27 protein-coding genes are annotated in these 24,322 nt (G+C 67.1%); 17 read left to right on the top strand and 10 right to left on the bottom strand.

From position 1 onward, the window contains the following. Positions 1–5: 5 nt before the first annotated feature. From ACFQ2S_RS02465 to ACFQ2S_RS02450, 4 genes are all read left to right on the top strand, one after another. The gene (locus ACFQ2S_RS02465) at positions 6–866 is read left to right on the top strand and encodes a DUF302 domain-containing protein (RefSeq protein ID WP_386072431.1); all 861 of its coding nucleotides are present in this window, start codon (positions 6–8) and stop codon (positions 864–866) included. 133 nt (positions 867–999) lie between these two features. Next, a complete protein-coding gene (locus ACFQ2S_RS02460) occupies positions 1,000–1,884 on the top strand; it encodes a DMT family transporter (protein WP_386072429.1) in 885 nt (294 codons plus the stop codon). A gap of 168 nt (positions 1,885–2,052) precedes the next feature. Next, entirely contained in the window at positions 2,053–3,603 is a 1,551-nt protein-coding gene (locus ACFQ2S_RS02455) for an LVIVD repeat-containing protein (protein ID WP_386072426.1), read from the top strand. 277 nt (positions 3,604–3,880) lie between these two features. Further along, entirely contained in the window at positions 3,881–4,042 is a 162-nt protein-coding gene (locus tag ACFQ2S_RS02450; RefSeq protein WP_386072424.1) for a hypothetical protein, read from the top strand. A 139-nt stretch (positions 4,043–4,181) separates the two neighbouring features. On the opposite strand, the gene ACFQ2S_RS02445 is transcribed toward ACFQ2S_RS02450, so the two are convergent. The 3 genes from ACFQ2S_RS02445 to ACFQ2S_RS02435 form a co-directional block, all read right to left on the bottom strand. After that, complete coding sequence (locus ACFQ2S_RS02445; RefSeq protein ID WP_386072421.1) at positions 4,182–4,649, bottom strand: helix-turn-helix transcriptional regulator; 468 nt, start codon at positions 4,647–4,649, stop codon at positions 4,182–4,184. Between the two features lie 36 nt (positions 4,650–4,685). Further along, positions 4,686–5,216 carry a cytochrome b/b6 domain-containing protein gene (locus ACFQ2S_RS02440; RefSeq protein WP_386072419.1) on the bottom strand — a complete coding sequence of 177 codons (531 nt, stop codon included), beginning with the start codon at positions 5,214–5,216 and terminating at the stop codon, positions 4,686–4,688. Positions 5,217–5,286: 70 nt separating this feature from the next. Next, complete coding sequence (locus ACFQ2S_RS02435; RefSeq protein WP_386072417.1) at positions 5,287–5,541, bottom strand: PepSY domain-containing protein; 255 nt, start codon at positions 5,539–5,541, stop codon at positions 5,287–5,289. Positions 5,542–5,882: 341 nt separating this feature from the next. Here ACFQ2S_RS02435 and ACFQ2S_RS02430 point away from each other — a divergent pair, with 341 nt between their 5' ends. Then, positions 5,883–6,512 carry a ParA family protein gene (locus ACFQ2S_RS02430; RefSeq protein WP_386072416.1) on the top strand — a complete coding sequence of 210 codons (630 nt, stop codon included), beginning with the start codon at positions 5,883–5,885 and terminating at the stop codon, positions 6,510–6,512. Between the two features lie 46 nt (positions 6,513–6,558). Here the strand turns inward: ACFQ2S_RS02430 and ACFQ2S_RS02425 are convergent, their stop codons facing one another. Then, positions 6,559–7,593 carry a Hint domain-containing protein gene (locus ACFQ2S_RS02425; RefSeq protein WP_386072414.1) on the bottom strand — a complete coding sequence of 345 codons (1,035 nt, stop codon included), beginning with the start codon at positions 7,591–7,593 and terminating at the stop codon, positions 6,559–6,561. A gap of 185 nt (positions 7,594–7,778) precedes the next feature. On the opposite strand from ACFQ2S_RS02425, the gene ACFQ2S_RS02420 reads away from it, so the two are divergent. The 7 genes from ACFQ2S_RS02420 (at position 7,779) to ACFQ2S_RS02390 (ending at position 13,810) form a co-directional block, all read left to right on the top strand. Next, positions 7,779–8,558: an SDR family oxidoreductase gene (locus ACFQ2S_RS02420; RefSeq protein WP_386072413.1), complete on the top strand. Its 780-nt coding sequence runs from the start codon at positions 7,779–7,781 to the stop codon at positions 8,556–8,558. Between the two features lie 83 nt (positions 8,559–8,641). Next, on the top strand, positions 8,642–9,097 hold the full coding sequence (locus ACFQ2S_RS02415; protein WP_386072411.1) for a paraquat-inducible protein A: 456 nt from the start codon (positions 8,642–8,644) through the stop codon (positions 9,095–9,097). Positions 9,098–9,111: 14 nt separating this feature from the next. Next, complete coding sequence (gene radA, locus ACFQ2S_RS02410; RefSeq protein WP_386072408.1) at positions 9,112–10,476, top strand: DNA repair protein RadA; 1,365 nt, start codon at positions 9,112–9,114, stop codon at positions 10,474–10,476. A gap of 43 nt (positions 10,477–10,519) precedes the next feature. Next, on the top strand, positions 10,520–11,122 hold the full coding sequence (locus tag ACFQ2S_RS02405; protein ID WP_386072406.1) for a CvpA family protein: 603 nt from the start codon (positions 10,520–10,522) through the stop codon (positions 11,120–11,122). Positions 11,123–11,315: 193 nt separating this feature from the next. Next, the gene (gene purF, locus ACFQ2S_RS02400) at positions 11,316–12,803 is read left to right on the top strand and encodes an amidophosphoribosyltransferase (protein ID WP_386072403.1); all 1,488 of its coding nucleotides are present in this window, start codon (positions 11,316–11,318) and stop codon (positions 12,801–12,803) included. Between the two features lie 359 nt (positions 12,804–13,162). After that, on the top strand, positions 13,163–13,375 hold the full coding sequence (locus tag ACFQ2S_RS02395) for an SH3 domain-containing protein (protein WP_386072402.1): 213 nt from the start codon (positions 13,163–13,165) through the stop codon (positions 13,373–13,375). 66 nt (positions 13,376–13,441) lie between these two features. Next, the gene (locus ACFQ2S_RS02390; protein WP_386072400.1) at positions 13,442–13,810 is read left to right on the top strand and encodes a DUF1236 domain-containing protein; all 369 of its coding nucleotides are present in this window, start codon (positions 13,442–13,444) and stop codon (positions 13,808–13,810) included. Between the two features lie 101 nt (positions 13,811–13,911). Here the strand turns inward: ACFQ2S_RS02390 and ACFQ2S_RS02385 are convergent, their stop codons facing one another. Beyond that, the gene (locus tag ACFQ2S_RS02385; protein ID WP_386072398.1) at positions 13,912–15,702 is read right to left on the bottom strand and encodes an SLC13 family permease; all 1,791 of its coding nucleotides are present in this window, start codon (positions 15,700–15,702) and stop codon (positions 13,912–13,914) included. Positions 15,703–16,105: 403 nt separating this feature from the next. Here ACFQ2S_RS02385 and ACFQ2S_RS02380 point away from each other — a divergent pair, with 403 nt between their 5' ends. From ACFQ2S_RS02380 to ACFQ2S_RS02360, 5 genes are all read left to right on the top strand, one after another. After that, on the top strand, positions 16,106–16,357 hold the full coding sequence (locus tag ACFQ2S_RS02380; RefSeq protein ID WP_386072396.1) for a hypothetical protein: 252 nt from the start codon (positions 16,106–16,108) through the stop codon (positions 16,355–16,357). Positions 16,358–16,404: 47 nt separating this feature from the next. Beyond that, positions 16,405–17,064: an SDR family NAD(P)-dependent oxidoreductase gene (locus ACFQ2S_RS02375; protein WP_386072394.1), complete on the top strand. Its 660-nt coding sequence runs from the start codon at positions 16,405–16,407 to the stop codon at positions 17,062–17,064. A 319-nt stretch (positions 17,065–17,383) separates the two neighbouring features. Continuing rightward, positions 17,384–18,172 (top strand): 5'/3'-nucleotidase SurE, encoded by a 789-nt coding sequence (gene surE / locus ACFQ2S_RS02370; protein ID WP_089233029.1) that lies wholly within the window; start codon positions 17,384–17,386, stop codon positions 18,170–18,172. Continuing rightward, a complete protein-coding gene (locus tag ACFQ2S_RS02365; RefSeq protein ID WP_386072392.1) occupies positions 18,169–18,810 on the top strand; it encodes a protein-L-isoaspartate(D-aspartate) O-methyltransferase in 642 nt (213 codons plus the stop codon). The genes surE and ACFQ2S_RS02365 overlap by 4 nt, the downstream gene beginning before the upstream one ends. A 98-nt stretch (positions 18,811–18,908) precedes the next feature. Further along, positions 18,909–20,087 carry a peptidoglycan DD-metalloendopeptidase family protein gene (locus tag ACFQ2S_RS02360; RefSeq protein ID WP_386072390.1) on the top strand — a complete coding sequence of 393 codons (1,179 nt, stop codon included), beginning with the start codon at positions 18,909–18,911 and terminating at the stop codon, positions 20,085–20,087. A 100-nt stretch (positions 20,088–20,187) separates the two neighbouring features. Here the strand turns inward: ACFQ2S_RS02360 and ACFQ2S_RS02355 are convergent, their stop codons facing one another. The 5 genes from ACFQ2S_RS02355 to ACFQ2S_RS02335 all read right to left on the bottom strand — a co-directional run bounded on the left by ACFQ2S_RS02355 (position 20,188) and on the right by ACFQ2S_RS02335 (position 24,133). After that, positions 20,188–21,039 (bottom strand): ATP-binding protein, encoded by an 852-nt coding sequence (locus ACFQ2S_RS02355; protein WP_386072388.1) that lies wholly within the window; start codon positions 21,037–21,039, stop codon positions 20,188–20,190. After that, on the bottom strand, positions 21,039–21,938 hold the full coding sequence (gene tatC / locus ACFQ2S_RS02350) for a twin-arginine translocase subunit TatC (RefSeq protein WP_386072386.1): 900 nt from the start codon (positions 21,936–21,938) through the stop codon (positions 21,039–21,041). The genes ACFQ2S_RS02355 and tatC overlap by 1 nt, the downstream gene beginning before the upstream one ends. Before the next feature lie 10 nt (positions 21,939–21,948). Next, on the bottom strand, positions 21,949–22,449 hold the full coding sequence (tatB, locus tag ACFQ2S_RS02345) for a Sec-independent protein translocase protein TatB (RefSeq protein ID WP_386072384.1): 501 nt from the start codon (positions 22,447–22,449) through the stop codon (positions 21,949–21,951). Positions 22,450–22,493: 44 nt separating this feature from the next. Next, positions 22,494–22,718, bottom strand: a complete 225-nt coding sequence (locus tag ACFQ2S_RS02340; protein ID WP_089233035.1) for a twin-arginine translocase TatA/TatE family subunit — start codon at positions 22,716–22,718, stop codon at positions 22,494–22,496. Between the two features lie 338 nt (positions 22,719–23,056). Further along, complete coding sequence (locus ACFQ2S_RS02335) at positions 23,057–24,133, bottom strand: ABC transporter ATP-binding protein (RefSeq protein WP_386072383.1); 1,077 nt, start codon at positions 24,131–24,133, stop codon at positions 23,057–23,059. Positions 24,134–24,322: the final 189 nt, after the last annotated feature.

Genomic DNA, 24,322 nt, shown 5'->3' with positions numbered 1-24,322 from the left:
CAGAGATGCAGATTGGAACACCACTCGCCGGCCTTCTGGTCACGCTGGCGCTGGCATGGCCGGTGGCCGCACAGGAGAGCACGCAGGCGAGCGTCGATGCCGCGCTCGAGGCGGTTCAGGGAGCGGCGACCGCCGGCGGGCTGGCAGAGGTCGTTAAGATCGATCATGCCCGGCTCGCCGCAGGTGCAGGCGCGGAGATGGGGCCGTCGCGCGTTCTGATCCTCTCCGATCCGGCGATTTCCACGCCGATTCTCGAGTCCGAGATCCGCGCCGGCGTCGATCTGCCGTTCCGCGTGCTCTCCTTCGATGACGCCGGAACAGCCCGCGTCATCTACACCAACTTCGCCTTTCTCGCCGCGCGTCACGGCCTCGAAGAGAGCGATGCCGGAGCCGCCTTCGATGCGCGCCTCGCGGAAGTGCTGGCGGCGGCCAATGTGGAGGCGTCGGCGGCGCCGGTCGAGGGGCTGGCCCGCGACTTCGGCGTCCTCGAACTCGCCTCCGCTCACGGCTTCGACGCGACCATCGAGCGGCTTCGCTCGGCGATCGTGGCGCAGGACGACACGGTCTGGTTCGGCATCGTCGACTTCACGGCCGATGCCGCGGCCCTTGGCGTCACGCTGCCGCGCGCCACGCTCCTGCTCTTTGGAGGGCCGGCGCCCGGCGGCGTCGCGATGAAGGACTTTCCCGCAATCGGCCTGGATGCCTTCTGCCAGAAGATCCTCGTCTACGAGGGGCCCGAGGGCGCGCTGCGGGTGATCTACAATGACATCGCGGCCCTCGCGACGCTGCACTACGGGACCTCCGCCAAACCCCACCATGCCCTGAACGAGCGGCTGACCGCGACCTTCGCGAAAGCGCTGGAGTAGCAGCGTCCCAGGGGCCCCGCGCCGAAGCCTGCCAGGTATTCCCGGCGGGCGCTGCGCGGGCACTGTCGCGGCGGGCGCGGATTTGGCAGGCATCCGCCTTGCATTCCCCCGCCGCGAAGCGCATCAGCCGCGCATGCACCCCACGCGCGCAATCCTTCTCAAGATCGGCTCCGTCGCGGTTTTCGTTGCGATGCAGAGCTTCATCAAGGCGACCTCGGACCACGTGCCGCCCGGCCAGGCCGTGTTCTTCCGGTCGGCCTTTGCCCTGCCGGTCATCCTGATCTGGCTGCAGGCCGAGGGGCGGCTGGCCGACGGCATCCGCACGCGTCACCCCTTCGGCCACCTGCTGCGCGGGCTGGTCGGAACCTCCGCGATGGGGCTGAGTTTTGCGGCGCTCGGCCTGTTGCCGCTGCCCGAGGTCACCGCGATCAACTATTCCGCGCCGCTCTTCGTGGTGCCGCTCGCGATCCTGTTCCTCGGCGAGAAGGTCGGCCCGGTCCGGATCGCGGCGGTGGCGGTCGGCATGGTCGGGGTGCTCATCATCCTTGCGCCGCGCCTGACCGCGCTGTCAGACGTGACGGCGATGCAGGCCGAAACGCTCGGCGCGATTCTCGCGCTCTGCGGGGCCTTTCTGGCCGCCACGGCGCAGATCCTGATCCGCAAGCTGGTATCGACCGAGCGCCCGGCGACCATTGTCTTCTATTTCACCGTCTACTCGACGCTCCTGTCGCTGCTGACCATCCCCTTCGGCTGGGTCTGGCCCGAACCGCGCGAGGCGGCGCTGCTGATCATGGCCGGCATCGCGGGCGGGATCGGGCAGGGGATGCTGACCTCGGCCTACCGTTTCGGCGACGCCTCGCTGGTCGCGCCCTTCGACTATTCCTCCATGCTGCTCGCCCTGCTGATCGGCTTCTTCGTCTTCGGCGAGCTTCCGACGCTGTTCACGCTGCTCGGCGCCGCGCTGGTCGTGGCCGCGGGCATCCTGATCATCTGGCGTGAGGCTCTCCGAAAGAAGTGAATGCCGGGCTTCGGAAAAGTTTCCCTAACGTCACCTGAATTGATCGCAATCAACGCATCAATCCTCCGTTTTCGGTAACACTGTTCCAGTTCCGGCCTCCTGGTGTCGGATCCCGATCTTCGGCCCATTCGGCCGTGGAGCGACGGAGCAAAAACAGGAGGGGAAATCATGACAAGCTTCGGACTGATTGGCTGGACCCCGGTGGCACCGGGTTATCCAAGCCCGATTGCACTCTCGGACGGATACGCATTCGTCGGTGACTTGAGAGGTGTGCTCCACATCTTCGACCTAAGTGACCCCACGGCTCCGACCGTGGTGGCGACATTCCGGTATCCGGCGGGCTACAACAACGAGATCGTGGACGTCGATGTGCTCGGAGACGATCTCTATATCTCCTATGACGCCTTCGGACTTGTGAAGGTCGACATCAGCGACCCGCTGAACCCGACCTTCGTGGGTGCCAGCAAGGATGGCTCCTATGCTGGCAGCTTCGACACCGATGACGGCGTGTTCGGCTTTGTGACCTATGGGTACCAATACGGTACCGCGCCTGAGGTGCAGGTCTATGATCTCGGCACCTTCCCGAGTGGACCGGTCGCAAGCTATGCCGGCTATGGTGACGGGGACTACACAAACCCGAAACAGGTGGTCCACGGCAGCAGCGTCGATGTGGTGGGCGACCTCATGTATGTGGGGATCGTCCAGAACTATGTCGGAGCGTTCCTCGAGATCGTCGATGTCTCCGACCCCACGGCACCGGTTGGAGTCTCGTCGCTTCTCACGCCGACCAACGTCTATGGTGACTGGCAGGGAGTGATCGAGGTCTCTGGCGACTATGCCTACTGGGCGAGGGGAGCCTACCCGCCGGCAAACATCGTGGGCGGGCTGTTGACGGTCGACGTCAGTGACGGGGCAAACCCTGTGATCGCCGACTTCGACAGCATTCCGGATGCCGGAAGCTACGGCCTTCCGGGTGGTGGAGGTGGCCCGGGTCTCGATATCGTGGGAGATCAACTCTACATGGCCTCCTGCACGGGTCTTTACGTCTATGACCTGACCAACCCGGCAGATCCGCAACTGGTGATCGATCCCAACGTCGACACCGAGTTCGCCTTCCCGGACGCCTTCCTCCCATCGCGCGGTGGATGGGTCCAGGTCGAGAACGGCTTCGCCTATGTCACGGCGCAGTTCGATGGTGACCAGGGCGGGCTGGCGGTGTTCGACGTGTCCGACGACGTGGTCTGCGACCTGTTCCGGGACAAGGACTTCGTCGGTGACGCGGGCGACGTGACCTTCTCCAACACGCCGGATGGGCTGCGGATCGCGGTCACCGGGCAGGACGGCTGGACCATCGCGGAGGCCAAGCTGCACCTCGGCGATATCGACACCGCGACCGGTGACGTCAGCGGCTTCCCGGTCAACAAGGGTGGCAACCCGAAGGTCGGCAAGTTCGACTTCAAGGAAGCGCAGGCCACGGACGACCTCGTGTTCGACTTCACGCTGAGCGAGCTGGCCGCGGCCGATACGGATGACGATGGCATCATCGCCGTCGCGGTCCATACCGACGTCGAGACCTGGCAGCCCGATGGGGACGGCGGACTCGAGCTCGTCACGGCGAGCGCCTGGGGCGCCTGTGATGGCGAGGACCTCGATTTCGGCGGCGCGTCCCATTCCTACGTGATCGCGCTCGATCTCGCGGATCTGGGGATCTACGTCTGATTGCCATCCGGCACCGCATCGCGGGAGGGCCGCCCGATCCGGGCGGCCCTTTTCGCCAGGGCGGATGCGGCCACCCGGCGCGCCGCCGTTCCGACGATTTCGGCAGAGCGCGCGAGGCCCTGCATGCACCCTGCGCATAGGGCTCTTCCCCCCTTGCAATTCTTGCAGAATTCGCATGGCGGGGTCTCTGAACTGTCCGTTGTTTAGCGCTAACAAGAGGCGCATATCGGGGGTGTCGAAAGCGACGAAACACAGATCAGGACGCAAGGAGACAACGATGACCCTGTTCCAGAATTTCCGCACGATGCTCGGCAAACGCGCCCGCTACGCCCGCACCCTCCGCGAGCTGCGCACGATGTCCAACACGATGGCCCGCGACCTCTGCATCGACCGTGACAACGCCCACACGATCGCCCGCAACGCCGTCTACGGCGCGTGAGCCGAATGCCCGCTGTATCCGGCGCGATCCCCGCGCCGCAGGGACGAAAGACCACCGCACGCAACTGAAGGGCAGGCATCCGCGCCTGCCCTTTGTCGTTCCGGACCCCGGCCGATGGCCACCGGGCCCTGGAACCGTTTCACCCCATCATCCCGTCGATGATCAGGCTCAACAGTTCGCCGCGCCCGGTCGTGCCGGACTTGCGGTAGACCGCATTGAGCTGCGACTTGATCGTGCCCTCGGCACTTCCGCGGACCTCGGCGATCTCGATATTGCTCAGCCCCTTCACGGTCAGCATGGCGACGTCGCGCTCCGCGGGCGTAAGCCTCCAGGCGTCGAAATGCGCCTCGATCACGTCATGCATGGCAGCCGAGGCCAGCGAGGCGCTCCGCTCCAGGTGTGCCTTTCGTCGCAGCAACCAGCCGATGTAGCGCGCCTCCAGCAGTATTGCGAGGCACAGCGTGAAAGCGGCGAGCGCCTCTACACCCAGATGCCATGACGGATCGCCGCCGGTTTCGCGGGTGGACAGATCCGAGATGACATCGCTCACGAAGAAGGCGGCGCAGAAGACCTGCGTCGCGATCAATGCCAGCATCAGGTACGGCATTCGTTGGCTGTTGGTCGGTCCGCGTGTCACGGGGGCTCAATCGATGTCTGACGGAATTTTCTTGTATCCGGTGATCATCGCCGACGGAAGGTTGATCCGCGTCCGCCAGCTTTCGAACAGCACTGCTGCGATGTGCAGAAGCACCGAAAGTTCGGCCCAGGACACCGCTGCCTCGTGAAGGCTTTCGGGCCATTCCACGCCCCAGAACATGTCCGTGGTCATCAGGTAGCCCGAGACGCAGATCACCAGCAACGTCAGGATCAGGTTGTAGATCATCCAGGCGCCCAGCGGGGTATGTCCCCTGTGCAGGGGCGTTCTGTGCAATGCGATGTCGGTAAGCTGGCCGATCGCGGCGGAGAGGCTGGGTGGGAAGCTGGAGAACCGTGCATACCCGGAGCCCGCGACGCCCCAAAGGATGCGCAGGCCAAGCAATGCCAGAATGGCATATCCGATCCATTGATGCAGCTTCCCGTCATCGTCGACGACCAGAGCATTGGCGGCAAACAGGACCACGAGCGACCAGTGAAAGATTCGGATGAAAGGGTCCCAGATCTTTAGGCGTGTCATGGAGATTGACCTGTGATTTGTCGGTGGGAAAGGGCGGGGGCGGCCCGGGGACGCCGCCCCCTGTCGGCGATCAGTCGTTTTCGATCTTCACGATTTCCAGATCGCCGTTCAGAAAGATCTCGAGCTTCTGGCCGTCTTTCTTGGCATAGGCCTCGTACATTCCGTCCTCGATCTTGATCTTGCCCACCTCGTAGCCCTGTTCGGTCAGCATGGTGGTGATCCTGGTCTGCATCTCGTCGGAGAGCGCAACCTCGGAGGAGGCTACGGCGGCCACTGGAAGCAGAAGAACTGCGGATAGGGCGAGGGCGGCGGTCTGTTTCAACATGGTGTCGATCCTGTTTTCGCTGGGTCTGTTCGGCGTCCGGCAGGGGTGCCGTCGCGGTTCCCAAATGCCGCCGGTTTTGCGGTCCGACCATCCAACGCAGGTTGAAAGCCGGCCAATCCCCTCTTGCGTTGATGGATCTCACACCCGGGTTATAGGGTCTGCTCCCCCGAACCGGTCAAATGACCCGTTTTCCATGGCCTTCGGTTGTTCCCCCGGTCAATTCGTATAAACGTGCCCCTGCAGCCCTCGGAGCTGCCGTGTGGCCGGTCAGATGTCGGCGCGTGCAGGAAGTAGGGAGAACTCCCGCAAACGAACGACACCCCGTACCGGAGGACGAGCAAGTGAAGGCCATCCTGATAGCCAACCGAAAGGGCGGATGCGGCAAGACGACCGCCGCTATCACGCTCGCGACCGCTCTGGCGGACGGAGGCTGGAAGGTGGCGCTGGCCGATGCCGACCTGCAGAAATCCACTACGCGTTGGCTGAGGCGCCGTCCAAAGGACGCCACGGAGATCACCCATCTCGACTGGACCTCGTCGCGGGCCCTCGGCGAGGCGCCGAAGGGACTCGACTGGGTCGTGATCGACGCGCCGGGCGCATTGCGCGACGAGGGCAGCGAGCAACTGGTCGCGGAAGCCAAGGCGGTGATATGCCCGGTGATGCCCTCGTTCTTCGACGCCGACAGCACAAAGCGGTTCCTGCGCGATCTTCAGGACATCAAGCGGGTCCGCAAGGGCAAGGTGCGGATCGAGTTGCTGGCGAACCGGGTCCGGAGCCGCGGGCGCGCCAACGATCAGCTCGACCGGTTCTTCAAAAAGCTCGGACAGGTGCCCCTGGCGCGAATCTCGGAGCGGGTGGCCTATGGCGATCTGGCCGAGGAGGGGCTCTCGATCTTCGACAAGCCGCAGGCGGCGTACCGGCCGATGCGCGCGCAGTGGGATCCGGTTATCCAGTCACTCACCACGGGTTGACACGCCACCCGAAGAGGTCGTCGTAACCTATTGAAGTTAAGCTTGTTCACCGCCGGTTTTGCCGTTCGCGAAGCAGTCTCTCGCGCGCCAGTTCCGCCGCGCGGCGGTTGGCCTCGGTGCCGACATGAGGGCGGTGGTCGAGCCCCGGCAGTTCGTCGCCGACCTCGCGCGCGATATCCTCGGGCAAGGCGGCGAGGCTGCGGTTGCTGATCTCGAGGCTCTCGACCGGGATGCATTCGGCATAGATCACCTCGTGCCGGTCCAGCACCAGTGCGAAGAAATCGCCGAACCCGCCGGGCCGCAGGAAGATCCGTTCGCCATCGACGAGGTAATGCGCCTTGACCAGCATTTCCGCCGTTTCCGTCAGCCGGTCCTCGCCGCGCTGGTAGACGAAGATCCGCTGCTGCTGGCCGAGGATCAGGTCGCCCGCGTTGCCGAGCGTGCCGGCGGGGATCACGACCGGGGCATGCGGGCCGACCGTGCGCACGGTGCGCCGCAGGACGCTGCGCAGGGGCTGGGGGCCGTGATCGCGGGTCAGCAGCCGGTCGCCGGGTCGGAGCGTTTCCACCGCGGCCTGCCGGCCGTCCGCTAGAGTGATCCGGGTGCCCTGGCCAAAGGCGACAGCGGTGATGTCGGCGAGACGCACCGGGGCGGGGGCGGTGTCGACGCCGATCAGCGTGTGGCCCTGGCCCGGTTCCACCGGATCGAGTGGCAGGGCGACCCAGTCTGTGCCGGCGCCGTCGGTCAGTTCGATCAGCAGCAGGTCGACCTTGTGGCCTTCGCGGCCCAGAAAGGTCAGCCGCGCCGCCAGCCGGAGCGCGGCGCCGGGCCGCGCGACCTCGGTGCCGGACGCGACACGCTGGCCGTCGATGTCGCTGGAAAGAACCCGCCCGCCGGCGCTCTGCCGGTCCGAGATGGCGAGTTGAAGGGCCTGCGCATCGGTGTCGAGGCGGTAGACGTCGCCGGGGCAGAGGTCCTCGGTTCCCAGCAGCGTATCGCCGAGGTTTGCTCCGGCGATGACCCGGAAGGACGCGCCGGGAAGGACGTGGCAGGCGTAATCGGGATCAAGGCTCGGTGTCATCGGCGCGCTGTCCGGAGTGAGGGGCGTGTCCTGCGATACCGCCGGGGCCGCAAGGCGTCAATCGGCCCGGCTCTCCCGCGCCGGTGCGGGCGGGCTTGCGGCGGCGGCGGCCACAGGGCAGGTTTCGGCGGGCGGAACCGGCGTGGCCGGCCGCATGCGCAGGACAGATTTCAAGGGAGAGCGGCATGGATCTGGGTATCAGGGGGAAAAGGGCTTTGGTGACGGCTTCGTCGAAGGGGCTCGGGCGCGGCTGCGCCGAGGCGCTGGCGGCGGCGGGCGTGGACCTGGTGCTGAATGCGAGGGGCGCCGAGGCGCTGGAGGAGACGGCGGAGGCGATCCGCGCGGCGCATGGCGTGTCGGTCAAGGCCGTCGCTGCGGATGTCGCGCGGAGCGACGGGCGCGCAGCCGTGCTCGAGGCGGCGGGCCAGGTCGACATTCTGGTGACCAACGCCGGCGGGCCGCCGCCGGGCATGTGGTCAGATTGGGACCGCGAGGACTTCATCAAGGCGCTCGACGCCAACATGCTGGCGCCGATCGCGCTCATGAAGGCGCAGCTCCCGGGGATGATCGAAGCCGGATGGGGCAGGGTTGTCAATATCACGTCCGGCTCGGTCAAGGCGCCGATCCCGGTGCTGGGCCTGTCCAATTCGGCACGGGCCGGCCTGACCGGCTATGTCGCCGGCACGTCGCGCCAGGTCGCCCAGCACGGGGTCACGATCAACAACATGCTGCCGGGCATCCACGCCACCGATCGCGCGGTGAGCCTCGATACAGGGGTGGCCAAGCAAACCGGAATCACGCTCGAAGAGGCGAGGGCGCAGCGCGAGGCGAGTATTCCGGCTCGTCGTTACGGCACCGCCGAGGAGTTCGGAGCCATGTGCGCTTTCCTGTGTTCGCAGCACGCCGGCTTCATCGTCGGGCAGAACATCCTGCTCGATGGCGGGGCGATCAACGCGACGTTGTAGTGCCGGGGCAGGATCCGGAAATGCGCGGGGGCGATGGCTTCAGGGCTGTCAATCAGACCCTGAACCCGTATATGGCGAAAGCCATGAACGCCCTGAAATACGCCAATCTCTCCCTCCTCCTGCTCTACCCGGTCGCCTGGTTCGCTCCGCTGATGCGGGCCGGCTTGCTGCCGCTCTTCGGGATGAGCGAGATCTCGGTGATCTCGGGGCTGCAGGCCTTGTGGCAAAGCGACGTGGCGCTGGCGCTCCTGGTCACGCTCTTCGCGCTTTTCGCGCCTTATCTGAAGACGATCGGGTTGGCGCTGGTGCATTTCCGGATCGCGCGGCGGCGGCTGCTGCCGGCGCTGGAGGTGCTGGGGCGACTGGCAATGGCCGACGTGTTCCTGATCGCGCTCTACATCGTGATCGCCAAGGGCATGGGGCTCGGGCGGGTGGAGACGGCGTGGGGGCTGTATCTGTTTACCGCCTGCATCGTTGCCTCGCTGGTGATCGGCTACCTGACCGAGCGCCGCGCCCGCTTGCCGCGGGCCGAGCAGTAGGGCATCCCTGAGGCATGGCCAAAGCCCCGTCCTTCGTCTGTGCCGAATGCGGCGCCGCCCATCCCCGCTGGTCGGGGCGATGCGACGCCTGCGGCGCGTGGAACTCCATCCAGGAAGAGGCGCCGCTGACGACCGGGCCGGCGAAGAAGACGCTCGGCGGTGCCAAGGGCCGGGCGGTGACGCTGATGGATCTCGCGACAGAGGAGGCGCCGCCGGCGCGCACAGGATCGGGCATGGAAGAGCTTGACCGGGTGCTCGGCGGCGGGCTGGTGCCGGCCTCGGCGCTGCTGGTGGGCGGCGATCCGGGGATCGGCAAGTCGACGCTGCTGCTGCAGGCAACGGCGAAATTCGCCGAAGCCGGGCTCTCCTGTGTCTATGTCTCGGGCGAGGAGGCGAGTGCCCAGGTCCGGATGCGGGCGCAGCGGCTGGGGCTCGACAAGGCGCCTGTGCGGCTGGCGGCCGAAACCAACCTGCGTGATATCCTGACAACGCTCGACGCGGAGCGCCCGGACCTCGCCATCATCGATTCGATTCAGACCATGTGGGCCGACAACGTGGAGGCCGCGCCCGGCTCGGTCAGCCAGGTGCGCTCGGCCGCCCACGAGCTGGTGACCTTCGCCAAGCGGCGCGGCACGGCGGTGATCCTCGTGGGCCACGTCACCAAGGAGGGCCAGATCGCGGGCCCTCGGGTGGTCGAGCACATGGTCGACACGGTGCTCTATTTCGAGGGCGAGCGCGGCCACCAGTTCCGGATCTTGCGCGCGGTCAAGAACCGCTTCGGTCCGGCAGACGAGATCGGCGTCTTCGAGATGACGGGGGCCGGATTGCGCGAGGTCACCAACCCCTCGGCGCTGTTCCTGTCGGATCGCGAATCCCGCGCGCCGGGCGCGGTGGTGTTCGCAGGCATCGAGGGCACCCGGCCGGTGCTGGTGGAATTCCAGGCGCTGGTCGCCCCGAGCCCGCATTCGCAGGCCCGGCGCACGGTCGTCGGTTGGGACAGCGGGCGGCTGGCGATGATCCTGGCGGTGCTGGAATCGCGCTGCGGCATCCCGTTTGCGGGGCTCGACGTCTACCTGAACGTGGCCGGCGGAATGCGGGTCAGCGAGCCGGCGGCGGACCTGGCGGTTGCGGCGGCCCTGCTTTCGGCGCGGGAAGATGTGGCTTTGCCCTCCGACATGGTCGTCTTTGGGGAAATAAGTCTCAGTGGCGCATTAAGGCCGGTCAGCCAGACAGAAAACAGGTTGAAAGAGGCGCAGAAACTTGGTTTCTCGCAAGCGGCGCTTCCGGAAAGGTCGACAGGATCGGCCCCTGAAGGCGTCTCCGTGCGGTCGGTCGCAGACCTGACCGCATTTGTCGGTGAGATGTTCGGCGCAGGGTAGAAGGCGCCAGGATACCAAGGGTCCGGGGCAGGAAGGCAAGCGAATGGAAGGCTTCACCATCGTCGACGCGGGCGTCGCGGTCATCATCGTGTTCTCGGCGATCCTCGCCTATTCGCGCGGCTTCGTGCGCGAGGCGCTGGCGATCGCCGGCTGGGTGGCCGCAGCCGTATTGGCCTATATCTTTGCGCCGCAGGCGGAGCCGCTGGTGAGCGAGATTCCCGTGCTGCGCGACTTCCTCGACAATTGCACGGCCTCGACCATCGCGGCCTTTGCCGGCGTCTTTGCGCTGGCGCTCGTGGTCTTTGCGCTGTTCACGCCGCTGTTTTCCTCGATCGTGCAACGCTCGGCGCTCAATGCCATCGACCAGGGCCTCGGCTTCCTGTTCGGCGTGCTGCGCGGGATGCTGCTCGTGGTGATCGCGCTGGTCGTCTACGATTTCGCCGTGGGCCAGGAGGGGGTCGAGGTCGTCGACCAGAGCCGCTCGGCGCAGGTTTTCGCCTCGATGCAGCAGCGGGTGAGTGGCGAGATCGCCGACCAGGAGACCGCGTTGGCCTGGCTGACCGACAAGTTCGAATCGCTGATCGAGAGCTCCTGCGGACCCGAAGCTGCGGGCCAGATCGCTCCGGAAACTCCGCCCGCCAACTGAGCGCGCTGCGAAACGGTCGCGGAAACGGGCGCCTTCGGGCGCCCTTTTTCACGCAGGTGTGGGACTTTGCGAGGCAGGGCGTCGGGCAGTAGCCGCTCGGGGGCGCGTCATCGTGACAAAGGGATGACACCCGGGGTGCAACACCGTAAACAGGCCTCGCCGCTCACAGCCCGGATTCGGAGCCCTCTGCCATATGCCTGCCGCGCTTGAAACGTCCCAGCCGTTTTATGCCCACCCGTTCGACGACGACAAGCTCCGCGAGGAATGCGGCGTCTTCGGTGTCATCGGCGCCGCGGATGCGGCCAACTTCGTCGCCCTCGGCCTGCACGCGCTGCAGCACCGTGGGCAGGAGGCCGGGGGCATTGTTACCCACAACGAGGGGACGGGATTCCACTCGGCCCGGCGTTTCGGCTATGTGCGGGACAATTTCACCTCCGCCACGCTGATGGAAACGCTGCCGGGCGAACTCGGCATCGGGCATGTGCGCTATTCCACCGCCGGCTCCAAGGGCCGCACCGAGATTCGCGACGTGCAGCCCTTCTTCGGCGAGTTCTCGATGGGCGGGGCGGCGATTGCCCATAACGGCAACATCACCAACGCCGAGGCGCTGCGCCGCGAGCTGATCGAGCGCGGCTCGATCTTCCAGTCCAACAGCGACAGCGAATGCATCATCCACCTGATGGCCCGCTCGCTGCAGCGCGACATCCCCGAGCGGATGAAAGACGCGCTGCGCCGGGTCGAGGGGGCGTTCTCCATCGTCGCCATGACCCGGAGCAAGCTGATCGGCGTGCGCGATCCGCTGGGTGTACGGCCGCTGGTTCTGGGCCGGCTTGGCGGCGCTTGGGTGCTGTCGTCCGAGACCTGCGCCCTCGACATCATCGGCGCCGAGTTCGTGCGCGAGATCCAGCCGGGCGAAATGGTGGTGATCTCGGCCGATGCCGGGGTCAAGAGCCATCGCCCGTTCGAGGCCCGCGAGCCGCGGTTCTGCATCTTCGAACATGTCTATTTCTCGCGCCCCGATTCCACGCTCGGCGGCCGGTCGGTCTACGAGACGCGCCGCCAGATCGGCGTGGAGCTGGCCCGCGAGGCTCCGGTGGACGCCGACCTGGTCTGCCCGGTGCCCGACAGCGGCACCCCGGCGGCGATCGGTTTCAGCCAGGAAAGCGGCATTCCCTATGCGATGGGGATCGTGCGCAACCAATACATGGGCCGGACCTTCATCGAGCCCACCGAGCAGATCCGGAACATGGGCGTGCGGCTCAAGCTCAACGTGAACCGCGCGCTGATCGCCGGCAAGCGGGTGATCCTCGTGGACGACAGCGTGGTGCGCGGCACCACCAGCCGCAAAATCAAGGAGATGATCCTGGATGCCGGCGCGGCGGAGGTTCATTTCCGCATCGCCTCGCCGCCGACCGCTTGGCCCTGTTTCTACGGTGTCGACACGCCGCAGCGTGAAAAGCTGCTGGCGGCGACGATGTCCGAGGACGAGATGCGCGAGCACCTGGCGGTCGACAGCCTGAAGTTCATCTCGCTCGACGGTCTCTACCGCGCGGTGGGCGAGGCGAACGGGCGCGACCCGAAGTGCCCGCGCTATTGCGACGCCTGCTTCTCCGGCGAGTACCCGGTGGCGCCGTCGGACATGCTGGAACGGGGCTTCCAGCTCAAGACCGCGGCCGAGTGAAACGCGGCCGGGGCGGTGCCCCGGCGGAGCGTCTGGCCCATGCCTTCATGGAACACAGCGGCGAGGTAACCATCGGGTTTCGCGCGCCCTTGGGGCTGCCGGACTCGCCGGTTCGGGTGCGTCCTGCAACGCTTTAGGGTGGCGCTCCAGTCTGTTGCTTTCGTGTGACAAACCTCTTCCAGCGCGGGTTCGGAGGGAACCTGCTGACCGGCAGGCGAGGCTTTGCCGAGTTCCGCCGGGCCGGGTTCGCCCGGTCGGGAACTGGAGCCGGGCGGCGGTGTTCATTCCCCGAAGCCCGACGCGGAGGCGGCACGCGATCGTTTCCGCGGCGACGGGCTCGAATGAAAGAGGAAAGACCCATGAAAACCCTTCTGGTATCCATGACCGCTGTTGCCCTTTCGACCGCTGCCGCCCAGGCCTCGACGTCAGCGACCGCCACGACGGACCTCAATCTGCGCGCCGCGCCGGGGCCGGCGGCCGAGGTGATTTCGGTCATCCCCGCGCAACAGCCCGTGGCCGTGAACGGCTGTCTGGAAGAAGCCAACTGGTGCGAGGTCGTGCTCGACGGCTAGACCGGCTGGGCCTATGGCGACTATCTCTCGGTCAATGTCGGTGACGAGATCGCCGCGCTGACCGCCGTGCCCGAAAGCGTGCCGGTTCCGGTGATCCGCGTCGAGGATACGACCGCCGAGACGGCGATTGCCTCCGGCACGGTCGGGGCCATGGTCGGTGCCGTGGTCGGCGGGCCGCTCGGGGCCGCGGTGGGCGGTCTCGCGGGGGCCGGCGTCGGCGCCGCGAGCGACCCGGGCGCCCATGTCGAGACCTATGTGGTCAACCACCCGGTCGAGCCGGTCTATCTGGATGGCGAGGTCGTGGTGGGAGCCGGCCTGCCCGGTGAGGTCGCGCTGGTCGAGATCCCGGACAGCGACCTGCGCTATGCCAACGTGAATGGCCTGCCGGTGCTGGTGGAGCCGTCGGACCGCCGCATCACCTACATCGTGCGCTAACACCTGCCTTCAGGCAGGACACGCCGATACGGCCTTTCCATGTGCCGCTCCCGCCATCCGGGCGGGGGCGGTTCTTGCCAGTGGCGAGCCGCCGGCAAAGGTCAGAAGGGAAACACCAGCGGGATTACGAAGAGCGTCGTCGCCATCACCAGCAGGGTGAGCGGCAGGCCGCATTTCAGGAAATCGACGAAGGTGTACTTGCCGGGCCCGACGACCAGGGTCACGACGGGGCTGGAGACCGGCGAGGCGAAGCCCGCAGAGCCCGCGATCAGCACCGCGATTGCCATGGGCATCGGCGAGACGCCCATCTCCAGCGCCGCGTTGACCGCGATCGGGGCGACCAGCACCAGCGTCGCGGTGTTCGACAGGATCCAGCTCAGCGCCATGGTCATGAAGAACAGCGCGAACATGACCGCGCGAGGGCTTTCCTCGCCGGCCATGGAGAGCAGGTTCTGGACGATGATCTGGGTGCCGCCGGTCTTGTCGAGCGCCTGCGCCAGCGGCAGCATCCCGGCGATCAGCACCAGGGTCTCGAGCCGGATCGAGCCGTAGGCCTGGTTGGTCGAGATGGTGCCGGTCATCACGGCGGCGACGGCGGCGAGGATCACCGCGATGGTGATCGACATGCCGCCGATGGAGACCGCGATCATCGCGAAGAGGATGATCATTGCGATCCAAAGCTTGTTGGAATTGGGCACGGATTGCGCCCGTTCGGCCGGTTCCTCGATGATCACGAAATCGCGGCCGGTGCTGTTGATCTCGTCCAGCCGGGTCCATTTGCCGGTGACGAGAAGACGGTCGCCGGCCTTGAGCGGCGTGGTCTCCATCTCCTGGAGCGGCTTGGTGCCGCGCAGCACGTTGATCACCTCAAGCCCGTAGCGGGAGCGGAACTCCAGCTCGGTGATGCTGCGGCCGCGGATCTTGGCTTCGGGGTGGACCATCACCTCGAGGATGCCGAGCGTGTCGATCCAGGTATTCATGTCGTTGAAGAAGGATTGCACCGGTTCGATCCCCGGCAGGCCGGAGAAGGCGGCGAGCTGGGCGTCGGAGCCGGTGACCACGATCAGGTCGCCCTGCTGGAAGTCCATGCCGGGGGAGTAGAGCGCCGTGTGCGGGTTGCCGCGCGGGCCGCGGCGGCGGCGGGCGAGGATACGGGGCGCGTTGCGTTCGACCTCGCGGGCGGCGGTGCCGGTGAAGGCCTGCTCGACGCGCAGCACTTCGACCCGGTCCAGCCCGTGGATGTGGTAGAGCTCGGCGAAGGAGCGGTCGGCGCGGCGCGGGCGGTCCGAGCCGTCGGCCATAAGCGGCCCGAGCAGGTGACGGCCGAAAAGGGCGAAGAAGAGCACCGTTCCGGCGAGCACGATCAGGCCGATCACGGAGAAGCTGAAGAAGCCGAGCGGCTGGCCGGTGGCGTCGCGCAGGGCGTCGGAGACGGCGAGGTTGCCCGGCGTGCCGATCAGGGTGAGCATGCCGGAGAGCAGGGCGCCGAAGGACATCGGCATCAGCAGGCGGGCGGCGTTGATCCCGGTGTCGCGGGCGATGCGCATCACGATCGGGATGAAGATCGCCACCACGGCGGTCGAGGACATCACCGAGCCGAGCAGCGCCGCGCCGACGCAGAGCGGGATCATGAGGCGGACCTCGTCGCCCTTGCCCTGCTTGAGGATCATGTCGCCCACGGTTCGGGCGACGCCGGTGCGGTCGAGCATCTCGCCGACCACGAAGAGGCCCGCGACCATGATGATGATCGTGGCGCCGAAGCCCGAGACCGCCTCGGTCGGGGTCAGGATGCCGCTGAGCGCGAGCGTGACCAGCACGAAGAGCGCGATCAGGTCGTAGCGGACCTTGCTCGAGGCCATCAGGATCGCGGTCAGCCCGATCAGGTAGAACACGAAGGTTGCGTCGCCGCTTGCGTCGTTGGGTATGGATCGTCTCCCAGAGGCGTGTCGTGCCGTTCCCGGGCGCGCCCCTGCCGGCCACGCCTTGAGGCGGAGTTAAGCACCTCGCAGGCGGCGGCGCCAGATGCTCGGGCCGTGACGATTGCGCCCGTTTGGGACCGGCCGCGCGCGCCCCCGGATGCGGTGCGCGGCATTCGGCCGAGGCGCGCCGATCACACGCTTGCGTGACTTCCCCCTTCCGCGCCGGGGTGATAGCCCGCCGACGTTCGCCCGGGGCGGGCGCCACAGGGCGCCACCGGGCCCAGTGATTCACGTTCGCATTGCCACCGATTCTGCCGCGCGGCCGGGTGATCCGCCGCCGGTTCCGGCTGTGGGAGTGCGACGCAAGGAGATGAAGATGTCTGACAATGCGCTGGTTGCTTCGGCGGCGACCCAAAAGAACGAGATCAGCCTCAACCAACTGGCCCTGATCGGTGTATTCGGCACCGAGACCGATCGCCGTGCACTGCTGCGCCAGTCGTCCGGGCGGATCGTGCGGGTGCAGCCGGGCCAGCGGGTCGGCGGTGCGACCATCGTCGGTATCGGCGCCTCGGAGCTGATCCTGAAATCGGGATCGGGGACGCGGAAGTTGGAAATGCCGTCGGACTGAAAGGCAATCGCTTGACCTCGGTGGCTGCAAAGGTGCACTCAGCGCGCATGACAAGACTTGCCCTCGTGACCGGCGCTTCCCGCGGCCTCGGTGCCGCCATCGCCGAGGCGCTCGCGCCTGACTACCATGTCCTCGCCGTCGCCCGCACCGTGGGCGGGCTGGAGGAGCTTGACGACCGCATCAAGGCCAGGGGCGGCGAGGCGACGCTGGCGCCGCTCGACATCACCGACGATGGGGCGATGCAGCACCTCTGCCGCTCGGTCCACGACCGCTGGGGCGGGGTCGACCTGTGGGTGCACACGGCGATCCATGCTGCGGCGCTGACGCCCACGAACATGATCGACGCCAAGCGGTGGGATGCCTCGCTAGCGGTCAACGTGGATGCAGTGCGGCGCCTGATCGAATATGTCTCGCCGCTGCTGATGGCGCGGCCCGGTGCGCGGGCGGTGTTCCTCGATGACGACCGGGCCGGGCAGGCATTCTTCGGCAATTACGGGGCCACCAAGGCGGCGCAGATGGCGCTGGTGCGGTCCTGGCAGGCGGAGACGCAGCGGACTGGGCCGCGAGTCGTGATCCTGAAGCCGGAGCCGGTGCCGACGGCGCTGCGCGGCCGCTTCTTCCCGGGTGAGGACCGCAGCAAGCTCTCCGACGTTTTGGATGAAGGGGCGCGACTGGCGGGCCTGCTGGCCGAGGCCGCGGCGGACTGAGATAGAAGGGCGCCGGCTTTCGGGGCTGTCTCCCGCGCGCTTGCGCGCGGCCCGGCCCAACCGGCGGAGACACATCCTTGATGTGGTGACGGCGGGCGGGAGGGCTCCCGCCCGGGTGCGACGCTGGCGCGTCTTGCCCGGTTGGGCGTGGCGCGCGCTGACGCGCGCGCGCTCCGGAGGCGGCTGGCTGGCTCGGAATGGCCGGTCGGGAGGCCCTCTGACCAGGGTTGCGGTGCCGCGATTCCCTGTCGGAGCCGCCGGGGTGCTTGCTCCCCCGTCGGGGCGGGGCTAAGCAGGGCAGGAAGACAAGGGGCCGGGCATGCGCATTCTCATCACCAATGACGACGGGATCAACGCCGCCGGCCTGAGCGTGCTCGAGGCGATTGCCGAGGCCGTCGCCGGCCCGCAGGGCGAGGTCTGGACCGTCGCCCCCGCCTTCGAGCAATCCGGCGTCGGCCATTGCATCAGCTACACCCACCCGACGATGATCGCCAAGATGGGCGAGCGGCGCTACGCGGCCGAGGGCAGCCCGGCCGACTGCGTGATGGCGGGACTGCACGATGTCATGAAGGACGCGCCGCCCGACGTGGTGTTGTCCGGCGTCAACCGCGGCAACAACGCCGGCGAGAACGCGCTCTATTCCGGAACCATCGGCGGCGCCATGGAAGCCGCCCTGCAGGGGCTTCCGGCGATCGCCCTGTCGCAATTCTACGGGCCCGGCAACGTCGGCCTCGAGAACCAGTTCGAGGCGGCGGCGGTGCACGGCGCGGCGTTGGTGCGCGACCTGCTGGAGCGCGGGGACTGGGGCAGCAATGGCGGCTACCGCACCTTCTACAACGTCAACTTCCCCGCCGTGCCCGCCGCCGAGGTCCGGGGCAGGCGGGTCGCCATCCAGGGGATGCGGCCCGGCGTGCGCTTCACCGTCGAGCCGACCAAGGCCCCATCGGGGCGGCGGTTCCTATGGGTGCGAGGCGGGCCGCAGGACGTGGAGACAGGCCCCGGCACGGACGTGCAGGCCAATCTCGACGGCTATATTGCCGTCACGCCGATGCGTGCCGACCTGACGGCGCATGACCGGATCGAGGCCTTGAAGGCGGCGCTCGAATGACCTGGACCGCGGAACAGAAGATGCGGCTGCTGTTCGCCCTTCGCTCCAAGGGGGTAACCGACAAGCGCGTGCTCACGGCGATGGAGACGATCGACCGCGGTCTTTTCGTGCAGGGGCTCTTTTCCGACCGGGCCTATGACGACACGCCGCTGCCGATCGCCTGCGGCCAGACCATCAGCCAGCCCTCGATCGTCGGCCTGATGACCCAGGCGCTGGAGGTGACGCCGCGCGACAAGGTGCTGGAGCTGGGCACCGGCTCGGGCTACCAGGCGGCGATCCTGGCGCTGCTGGCGCGGCGGGTCTACACGGTGGAGCGCTTCAAGCGGCTGATCGAGCAGGCCGAGGCCGTGTTCGAGACCCTCGACCTGACCAACATCATTACCTTTCTGGCCGATGGCAGCCATGGCTTGCCCGACCACGCGCCGTTCGACAAGATTATCGTTACCGCCGCCGCGGAGGATCCGCCCGGGCCGCTCTTGGCGCAGTTGCGCATCGGCGGTATCATGGTATTGCCCGTGGGCCAGTCCGACGCGGTCCAGACGCTCATTCGCGTGCGACGGACGGAGGACGGGTATGACTATGACGAGCTCTGCCCGGTGCGTTTTGTGCCGCTTCTTGAAGGGCTGGGGCGGGAATGAGTTTTCGAGGGCATCGTGGCGTCCTGTGGGCGCGATGTCGTAATGGAGTGACCCGGACGCCCCGGAAAGAGGGCGCCGCGATCGAGGAGAGCAAGCCTATGCGGCCGATCCTGAGCCTCTGTGTCAGTGCGCTGGCCTTGAGCGCATGTTCCACAACCAACATGGATCTCGACCTGCGGGACATCGGTAGGGGCTTTGACACCTCCGACGCCGTCATGACCCAGACCGCCCAGCGGCCGACGCCGGACGACAGGGGCGTCATCTCCTATCCAAGCTACCAGGTCGTGGTGGCCCGCCGCGGCGACACGGTGGCCGACGTGGCCACCCGCCTTGGAACGGTCAGCGCCGACGAACTCGCGCGCTACAACGGGGTTCCGGTCAACGCGCCGCTGAACCAGGGCGAGGTGCTCGCGCTGCCGCGCCGGGTGGCCGAGCCATCGCCCGCGACCGGGGCCGTCGGGACAGGGCCGATCCGGCCGGCCGACTCGGTGGATATCGAGACCCTCGCGGGCAGCGCCATCGATCGCTCCGGCGGGACCGTCACGCCGGCTGCCAGCACCGCAACGACGCAGACCGGCGTGGAGCCGGTGCGTCACCAGGTGGCCTCTGGAGAGACTGCCTATTCCATCGCCCGTCTCTACGGCGTGTCGGCCAAGTCGCTGGCGGAGTGGAACGGACTGGGAGCGGACCTCGAAGTCCGGACCGGGCAGTACCTGCTGATCCCGGTGGTGACGGAGCGGCCGACCGCGCGGCCCGCCGGTTCGACCACCGCGCCGGGGCAGGGCAGCCCGACCCCGACGCCGCCAAGCGCCGCGACGCCCTTGCCCGACGAGAAGACGACGCCGCCCGCCTCCACCAAACCAAACACGCCCGCGCCGGGCACGCCGGCCTCGCCGAACCTCGCCAAGGAGGCCACCGCGGCATCGGCGTCGCGGATGGCCGCGCCGGTCTCGGGCAGCATTATCCGCGATTTCCAGAAGGGCAGGAACGACGGCCTCGACATATCGGCCACCTCGGGCGAGACGGTCAAGGCCGCCGACAAGGGCGTGGTCGCCGCGATCACCCAGGACACCGACCAGGTGCCGATCATCGTGCTGCGCCACGATGGCGGCCTGCTGACGGTCTATGCCAATGTCGACAACCTCGCGGTCAAGAAGGGCGACAGCGTCTCGCGCGGTCAGCCGATCGCCAAGGTGCGGGCCTCCTCCTCGCCGTTCCTGCACTTCGAGGTGCGCGAAGGCGTGGAAGCCGTCGATCCGACGCCTTACTTGAACTGACGGGCGCAGCCCGGCTTCATGCCGGGCGGCCCTTCGTTCGTTTTTCCGGCATAGAGAGAAAGCGGCGCAGCCTGACCGTCGCGGTCGGGCTGTCGCCGTTTCAGCCGAGCCGCACGCCTCTCCGGCCCGCGAGATCGGTGAAGTATTGCCAGGCGACCCGGCCCGAACGGGCCCCGCGCGTGGCCTGCCATTCGATCGCCTCGGCGCGCAGCGTACCGGCGTCAATTTCGACGCCATGGGCCGCGCAATAGCCCTCGATCATCGCCAAGTACTCGTCCTGGCTGCAGGGGTGGAAGCCGAGCCAGAGCCCAAAGCGGTCGCTCAGCGAGACCTTTTCCTCCACCGCCTCAGACGGGTTGATCGCCGAGGACCGCTCGTTCTCGATCATGTCCCGGGGCATCAGGTGGCGGCGGTTGGAGGTGGCATAAAACAGCACGTTCTCCGGCCGCCCTTCGATGCCGCCGTCGAGCACCGCCTTTAGCGACTTGTAGTGCTGGTCGTCGTGGCTGAAGCTTAGGTCGTCGCAGAAGAGCAGGAAGCGGTGCTGCCGCGCCGTCCGCAGGATCGCCAGCAGCCGGGTCAGGGAGGGCAGGTCCTCGCGCTGCAGTTCGACGATCTTGAGATCCTCGCCCTGCGCCCGAACATCGGCGTGCACCGCCTTGACCAGGCTCGATTTTCCCATACCGCGCGCGCCCCAGAGAAGGGCGTTGTTGGCGGGCAGGCCGCGGGCGAACTGGAGCGTGTTCTCCAGCAGCGTGTCGCGGGCGCGGTCGATGCCGATCAGCAGGCCCAGATCCACGCGGTTCACGCGCTCGACGGGTGCGAGGTGGTCGGGGGACGTGTGCCAGACGAAGGCTTCGGAGGAGGAGAAATCCGGCGCGGCTGCCGGGGCCGGGGCGATACGCTCCAGCGCCGCCGCGATGCGGTCCAGCTCCTCGACGCTCAGATCCATCAGGCCTTCTCCGGCTTGCTCGCCGGCGCTGCCTCGGTGTCTTCCTCGTCGTCGAGCAGCCCCATCTTGCGCAATTCCTCATTGCGCCTGCGCTCGACCCGCGCAACGAGAAGGATCGAGATCTCGTAGAGCGAGTAGACCACGGCAAAGAGGATCACCTGGGTGATGACATCGGGCGGCGTGACCAGCGCGGCCAGGGTCAGGATGCCCACGATGGCGTATTTGCGCACATTCCGCAGGCCCTCGACCGAGACCAGCCCGGCCTTGCCCATCAGCGTCAGCAGCACCGGAAGCTGGAAGCATATGCCGAAGGCGAGGATGAACTTGAGCGTCAGGTCGAGGCTTTCCCGGACCGAGCCGAGGAAGATCGTGCGCAGCTCCTCGTTCTCCACCGTCTCGGGGAGGCTCTCGCCGGTCAGCATGGCCGCGAGCGCGGGGATGGCGTCGGAGAATCCGATGAAGAAGTTCATCGCCAGCGGCGTCACTACGAAATGGGCGAAGGAGGCGCCGGCCAGGAACAACAGCGGCGAGGCGACCAGGAAGGGCAGAAAGGCGTTCTTTTCCGAGCGGTAGAGGCCCGGGGCCACGAAGCGCCACATCTGGTAGCCGATGTAAGGAAAGGAGAGCGCCAGGCCGAAGATCAGCGAGATCCGGATCAGGACGAAGAACTTCTCCTGCGGCGCGGTGAAGATGAGCTGCGGGTTCTCACCGCGGGCGCGCAGGATGTCCGCGATCGGCTCCACGAGGAAATTGAGCATCGGCTCTGCCACGAAGAAACAGGCCACCATCGCGATGAAGAATGCGACGACGGAATGGATCAGCCGGGTGCGCAGCTCGGCCAGGTGTTCGATCAGCGGCGCGGAGCTGTCTTCGATCTCGTCGTCGGGGCGGTCGCTCATTTAGGGTCGCTCATGCCTTGTTGGTATCGGCGGGGGGCTCTGCCGGGGCCGCCGTCTCCTCGGATGCCGCCGCCTTGGCGGCCGCCTCCGTTTCCATGCGCGCGGTGGCCCGCGCGGCAGCGCTTTCGCGGATCTTGCGGGCCGCTTCGGCGCGCTCCTCGGTCATCTTCGCTGTCTGCGGGCCGCGGGCCGCCGGGGTGGCCGACGCTTCGTCGGCGACCTCGTCATCTTCGCCGAACGGGTCGAAATCATCGAAGTTCGTGGCCTTCTTCAGCGCATCGACGCCCATCGCCTTGGGGTTCGTCACGTTGCGAAGATCCTTCGCCACGTCCTTCACACCAGCCTCGTCGGCGGCGTCTTCCATCGCGCGGGTAAAGTCCCGCGCCATGGCGCGCAGCCGGGCAGTGAACTTGCCGAGCGTGCGGAACATCACCGGCAAATCCTTCGGACCCACGACGATCAGCGCCACAACGCCAATCACCAGCAATTCGCTCCATCCGAGGTCCAGCATCGCGTCTCAGCCCTGCATCGGTTCATTCGCCCCGGAGGGGTATGTCACACCTTGTCCTTGTCGGTGGTCTCTTCGGGGGTCACGTCGCGCGCGCTCTCGGAGGACTTGTCCTCGATCTCTTCCTTGCCTTCGGCCACGCCCTTCTTGAAGGCAGTGATGCCCTTGCCGACCTCGCCCATCAGCGACGAGACCTTGCCGCGGCCGAACAGAACGAGCACCACGACCGCGATCAGGATCAGGCCGGGAACGCCGATATTTCCGATACCCATCTGTTTCTCCCTTGCGAGCCCGATCAAATCTTGCCGGACCCTTGCTTGTTGAAGTCCGATCTTATTTATGGGGTTCGGCGGTCAGATCAAAGCCCCAAACGACGCCCTTCGTAGAATTTTCCTTGCCCGGGGAGGGAGTCTGCCGCAACGGTGTTGCGGCATCGCGCGTGATGCAGGATCAGCTTTAACGTCTTCTTCTGTCTCCAAATATCCGCTCCGCAGGCAGGCTCTTTCTCCGAAAGATCGCTCGTCGCGTCCTACGCGCGGCCCGGCCCAACCGGCGGCGCGGCATCCTCAATGCCGCAATGGAGGGCGGGAACCTACTGCCGCCGGCCTTCTCAGGCGGGGAAGACGAAGCAGCGGTCCCTGCGCAGGGTGAGCCACAGGGGTGTGCCGGGCTTGGGCAGAAAGACCGCCGGGACGGTTGCCTTCAGGATCGTGGCGTCGTGGTCCATGCGGAACTCGACCAGGCTTTCGCGGCCCATGAACCGCGCCCGCTCCACGACCCCGCGCGCCGCTACCCCGTCGCTGGCCGTCGGTCTCGGTCCGCGTCCCTGCCGGTCGAAATCGATCCGCAGGTGCTGCGGACGGATGACGATCTCGACCCGGGTGCCGTCCTTCATCCCCGGCGTCAGGAACTGGCCGAACGGAGTGTCCGTGAGCGCCCCGTGAACTTCTCCGCGCACAATGTTGATATCGCTGAAAAACGCCGCGGCAGCGCGATCCTTGGGGTTGTTGTAGACATGATAGGGCGCGCCGCGCTGAACGATCCGTCCACCACGCATTAGGGCGATCTCGTCGGCCATGCGCATGGCTTCGTCCGGCTCGTGGGTGACTAGGAGGACGGCCGTGTTCTCTTCCTTCAACAGCGCCAGCGTCCGGTCGCGGATGTCGTCACGAAGGCGGTTGTCGAGCCCGGAGAAGGGCTCGTCCATCAGCATGATCGCCGGGCGCGGCGCCAGCGCCCGGACCAACGCGACTCGCTGCTGTTCGCCGCCCGATAGCTGGTGCGGGAAGGCGTCGATGAAACCGCCGAGGTCGACCCGCTCCAGCAGTTCCGCTACCCGCTCCCGGTGCCGCCTGAGCCCGCCGTCGAGCCCGAAGGCCACGTTGTCGCCGACGCTGAGGTGGGGGAACAGGGCGAAGTCCTGGAACATCAGCCCGATGCCGCGCTGTTCGGGCGGCAGGTGCATGGTGTCGTCCGATACGCAGGTGCCGTCGACCAGCACCCGCCCGCCGCTCTGGCGGTCGACGCCCGCCACGATCCGCAGGGTGGTCGACTTGCCGCAGCCCGAGGGGCCGAGCAGGCAGGTCACCTGTCCTGGCGCCACGGTCAGCGAGACGCCGGCAACCACGTCCCGCCCTTCGAAGGTGCGGGCGAGATCCTGGATTTCGAGGCGGGGGGGCGTGGGCACGTCGCGCGTTTGCTCGATTGTTTCGGTCGGGTTTCCAGCAGCCCTAGCAGCGTGCGCCAAGGGGGGCAAGGGTGGCACAAAGGCGCGCCGGCGCCCCTCTGGAGCGGGAGAAATGCGCGAGAACGTGGGCGGGCCCGAGCGGGGAGGCGGCTGGTCTTTGCCTGTGCAGCGTCCTAGGTTGCGGGCAGG

The sequence above is a fragment of the Tropicimonas aquimaris genome, assembly GCF_042676185.1.
Classification (GTDB): domain Bacteria; phylum Pseudomonadota; class Alphaproteobacteria; order Rhodobacterales; family Rhodobacteraceae; genus Tropicimonas; species Tropicimonas aquimaris.
The sequence above is the reverse complement of the archived record's forward strand: the minus strand, read 5'-3'. Positions and strand labels throughout refer to the sequence as shown.